The organism is Streptomyces sp. NPDC033229, from assembly GCF_055576875.1.
Genome location: NZ_JBVIQR010000133.1, coordinates 1 through 4,642, shown reverse-complemented (window position 1 = coordinate 4,642; position 4,642 = coordinate 1). Strand labels below are relative to the sequence as shown.

The 4,642-nt window shown below is 66.8% G+C and carries 2 protein-coding genes and 2 pseudogenes; 2 read left to right on the top strand and 2 right to left on the bottom strand.

From position 1 onward, the window contains the following. The first annotated feature begins 156 nt into the window (after positions 1-156). Together ACZ53N_RS36460 and ACZ53N_RS36455 are read left to right on the top strand one after the other, a co-directional pair. Positions 157-1,217, top strand: a protein-coding gene (locus ACZ53N_RS36460; protein ID WP_469145013.1) for an IS630 family transposase whose coding sequence is annotated in 2 segments (ribosomal slippage) — positions 157-603 and positions 606-1,217 — 1,059 coding nt in all. Because the reading frame shifts where the segments join, the coding sequence is not laid out codon by codon here. Between the two features lie 188 nt (positions 1,218-1,405). After that, positions 1,406-2,608, top strand: a complete 1,203-nt coding sequence (locus ACZ53N_RS36455; RefSeq protein WP_469145014.1) for an IS110 family RNA-guided transposase — start codon at positions 1,406-1,408, stop codon at positions 2,606-2,608. Positions 2,609-2,882: 274 nt separating this feature from the next. Here ACZ53N_RS36455 and ACZ53N_RS36450 read toward each other — a convergent pair. Then, positions 2,883-3,783, bottom strand: a pseudogene (locus tag ACZ53N_RS36450) (IS701 family transposase); the annotation flags it as partial. Between the two features lie 27 nt (positions 3,784-3,810). After that, positions 3,811-4,642 (bottom strand): annotated as a pseudogene (locus ACZ53N_RS36445) (ISAzo13-like element transposase-related protein); the annotation flags it as partial.

Genomic DNA, 4,642 nt, shown 5'->3' with positions numbered 1-4,642 from the left:
CCAGTACCGCCCGATTGATCGTGATCGCCACAGCCGGATCATGCCACCAGCCAGGCACGACACTCACCCCGCTATCACGCACCAGCTCGTTACTGAACTTGTAGACGTGGTGTCGCGGGTGCTGACAGGTAGTGATCGTCGCGGTACTCCGGAGGTATGAGGTATCCGCAGGGTGGTGGGCTGACCGATGAACGGCGGGCGTTTCGTGAGCGGCTCCGTCTGGAGGCGGCGTCGCTGTTCGCCGAGGGGCAGACCAATGCTGTGATCGCGAAGCGATTACGGGTCAGTGTGCGCTCGGTCCAGCGGTGGCGGCTGGCGTGGGAGGTCGGAGGGCAGAGGGCACTGCGGTCGAAGGGCCCGGCATCGCTGCCCAGGCTGAGTGAAACCCTGTTCACCGTGCTGGAAGAGGAACTCGACAAAGGCCCGGTCGCGCATGGCTGGCCGGACCAGACCTGGACTTTGGCACGCATCAAGACCCTCATCGGGCGCCGGTTCCACAAGAGTTTCACCCTGTCCGGGATCGCGCAGATGCTGCGGCGCAATGGATGGAGCCATCAGGTTCCGGCCCGCCGTGCGACAGAGCGGGACGAAGAAGCGGTGGCGGGATGGGTGAAGGAGACCTGGCCGCAGGTGGAAGCACTGCGGCGGCGCTCGAGGCCTGGATCGTCTTCGAAGACGAGGCCGGCTTCTCGATGACGCCGCCCACCACACGCACCTGGTCCCGGCGCGGGCACACACCGGTAATCCGGGTCCGGGGACGTTCTCAGCGCCGGGTCTCCCTGGCAGCGATGTGCTGCTACAAACCCGGCGAAAGCTCCCGGCTCATCTACCGGCCCATGTTCCACAAAGACCATAAGACGAAAGAGCGCCGCAGCTTCGCCTGGACCGATTTCCGCGACCTGCTTGCCGCAGCCCACCGGCAGCTCGGCGCCCCGATCGTCCTCGTCTGGGACAACCTGAACACCCACCGCGCCGCCGGGATGCGCGACTTCATCACATCCCACGACTGGATCACCGCGTTCCACCTGCCGCCCTATGCCCCCGACCTCAATCCCGTCGAAGGTATCTGGTCTCTCCTGCGGCGAAGTTCTCAGGCCAACACAGCTTTCACCGACCCCGACCACCTTGTCCAGGTCTTACGCCACGGTCTCCGCGAGATCCAGTACCGCAGCATCCTCATCGACGGGTGCCTCGCCGCAACCGGACTCCGCCCATGACGACACCACGCCTACAAAGTCAGTAACCATGATCCGGGGGGTGGTGTCACCGGGCCCGGAGGCACTGACTGACCGCTGATTAGGGGCTTGACCACCGACTTTTCGCAGGTCGGGAGGCTCTTCGTAATGTGGATGTGGCGATCGGTGCCGTGGGTGAGGCCGGGCAGGAGCACGACCGGAGGACGCACGTGATCGACACCGGCGACATCGACGTCTACCTCGGCCTGGACGTCGGCAAGGGCGAACACCACGCCACCGCTGTGACCCCGGCCGGGAAGAAGGCCTTCGGCAAACGCCTGCCGAACACCGAACCCAAACTCCGCGAGCTCTTCGCGAAGTTGCAGGCCAAGCACGGAACGGTACTGGTGGTGGTGGACCAGCCGGCTTCGATCGGCGCCCTGCCCCTGGCGGTCGCGAGGGACATGGGCTGCCCAGTCGCCTACTTACCAGGCCTGACGATGCGGCGGATCGCCGACCTCTACCCGGGCGAGGCCAAAACCGACGCGAAGGACGCGTTCATCATCGCCGACGCCGCCCGCGCAATGCCCCACACGCTGCGGTCGATCGACCTCGAAGACGAGGCGGTCGTCGAGTTGGAGATGATCGTGGGTTTCGACGACGACCTGGCCGGCGAAGCGACCCGGGTCGCCAACCGGCTCCACGGCCTGCTCACCCAAATCCATCCGTCTCTGGAGCGGGTGCTGGGGCCTCGGTTGCAGCACCCTGCCATGCTGGCCCTGCTGCAACGGCTCGGATCGCCGGCCCAGATCCGCAAGGCCGGCAGGCGGCGGCTGGTCACGCTGCTGAGGCCGAAGGCACCGCGGATGGCCGAGCGGCTGGTCGAGGAGATCTTCACAGCGCTGGACGAGCAGACGGTGGTGGTGCCCGGCACAGAGGCAGCCGCGCTGATCGTCCCGAGCCTGGCCGGCTCGCTCACCGCCGTCCTTGACCAGCGGAAACTGCTGGCCGGGCGGATCGAGGAACTGCTGGAGGCCCACCCTCTTTCGAAGGTCCTGATCTCGATGCCGGGAGTCGGTATCAGGACCGGAGCCAGGATCCTCATCGACGTCGGCGACGGCAGCAACTTCCCCTCCGCCGCCCACCTCGCCGCCTATGCGGGCCTCGCTCCGGCGACCCGCAACTCGGGCTCCTCGATCCGTGGCGAACAGCCTTCCCGGAGGGGAAACAAGCAGCTCAAACGTGCTTTCTTCCTTTCCGCGTTCGCCGCCCTGGCCGACCCGGCCTCTCGCTCCTACTACGACAAGAAGATCGCGCAGGGCAAGCACCACACCCAAGCTCTGCTCTGCCTCGCACGACGACGAGCCGACGTCCTCTTCGCCATGCTCCGCGACGGCACCTTCTACGAACCCCAACCCGCCCGATCAGCTTGACCAAACTCATAGGGGCACCCCCCCTCGCCTCAGTCCGTACACCAAGACTTGGCTCACCTCCGGGCAACGCCAACCGTCTCAACAGAGAGGTGGAGTCCTGGGCGGCCACCGCCGGCCCCGGGTTAGGTCGCCGCGAGAGCACGCCGTTCGATGCAGTGACTAGTAGGACTTGGTCAGGTTGGCGTGAGTGTGGGTATGCCGCGGTGACAGGTGGGGCAGGCGCCGGCCCAGGTTGCGAGGAGGGTCTGCAGGTCGCGGACGATCCGGTAGAGGGTCAGGCCAGCGCCGTTTCTTTTGGGGCTCGGGCCAGCCGCTGGAGAGTGCAGAAGGCGTGGGCGGCGGAGACGAGGGTGACGTGGTGGTGCCAGCCTGGCCAGGTGCGGCCTTCGAAGTGGGCCAGGCCCAGGGCCTGTTTCATCTCGCGGTAGTCGTGCTCGATGCGCCACCTCAGCTTGGCCGTCCGCACCAAGGTCGTCAGCGGGGTGCCGGCGGGGAGGTTGGAGAGCCAGAACTGGACCGGTTCGGGCTCGTTCGCGGGCCATTCGGCCAGCAGCCAGCACAAGGGCAGCTCGCGCCCCTGCGTGGTGCGGCGGATCTGGCGTCCGGCGGGCCGGATCCGCAGGGCCGTGAAGCGGGAGTACATGCGTTTGAGGCCGCTGCGGCCGGTGCCGGGCCGGGATCCCTCACGCCACTGGACACCTCTGGCCGCCCCGCGTCCGGCGTCGATGACCAGCTCTTTCACCTTCCTGGCCGGCCTGGGGTACTTCGCCGCCGGCGGGCGTCCGGTTCCGTTGTAGGGCGGGATGCGCGGTGCCGCGTCGCCCGGCTGGGCGGTCACGGTGGTGGAGATGCCCACCACGTAGTGCAGACCGCGCTCCTCAAGCCCGAGCCGGAAAGCGGCGGTGTCCCCGTATCCGCCGTCGGCGACGGCGAGGGGGATGTCCAGGCCCCAGGACCGTGTCTCATCGATCATGTCCAGAGCGAGCTGCCACTTCTCGACATGTCCGACGTCATCGGGGATGCTGCACCGAGCCCGCCGGGCCACCCTGGCAGGATCGGCCTCCGGAGAAGCCGGGTCCCAGGTCCGGGGAAGGAACAGGCGCCAGTCGACCGCGGCCGGCATGGTCGGAGGCGAAGTGAAGCGACACGCCTGCCTGGCAGTTGGTGACCTTGCCCGGGACCCGTATTTCAATAACTGTCAATCATGGTTTTCCGCGAGGGTTGTTCGGGCGTGTAGCTGTGCCAATGTGCGGGCGGGCGATCCGGGTATCGGCGTGAGGAGGATTCCGAGCAGGTCCAGGAGCCGTTTTGCGTCCTGGTACTGAATGGACAGGTTGGTGCGGTTGACGCCCATCAATTGGGCCAGGAACGTCATGGTCACCGCTCTGCGGCGGCGCAAGATGGCTGCCAGGAGCCGGTGAGTGTGGTCCACGCTGCTGGCCTGCGGATGGCGGTAGCTGCGCGGACGGTGGAAGCGTCGCTGGAATGCCGCCTCGGCCATGGCGTCCCAGAAAGGTTCCGAGACCGCCACCAAATGATCGAAAGCACTTCGTGACATGCCGGTCAGGGCTGGTTCGGTGAGCATCATGGTCAGGGCCGGATCGGTCCGGCGAATGCTTGCCGGCGCGTCGGACGTTCGCGGTGGCACGGGAGACAGCGTGTAGTTCCAGTCGCCGTGGAAGGCGTTGGGTGTGATCGGAAGGGCGTGGAACTCGGCGGGTGTGACGCTGATGCCGAGGTCGTAGCTTCCTGTATCCAGTTCGGCCCCGATGGTCAGGCCGTTCTTGGTCGTTGTGGCGGCGATGGTCTCGAGGACCACTTGGTAGCCGGTCAGCGGCCGCCCCCGCCAGTTCGCGGTGATGTGGCAGAACATCCGGTGCTCTATCTTGTTCCACTTCGAAGTCCCCGGCGGTAGGTGACAGACCGTGATCTCCAGGCAGCTCTCTCGTGCGAAGGCGGCCAGATTGCTCTTCCAGGTCCAGCGGCGGGGGTCGTTGGAGCCGCCGGAGTCGGCGGTGATCAGGAGCCGGCCGG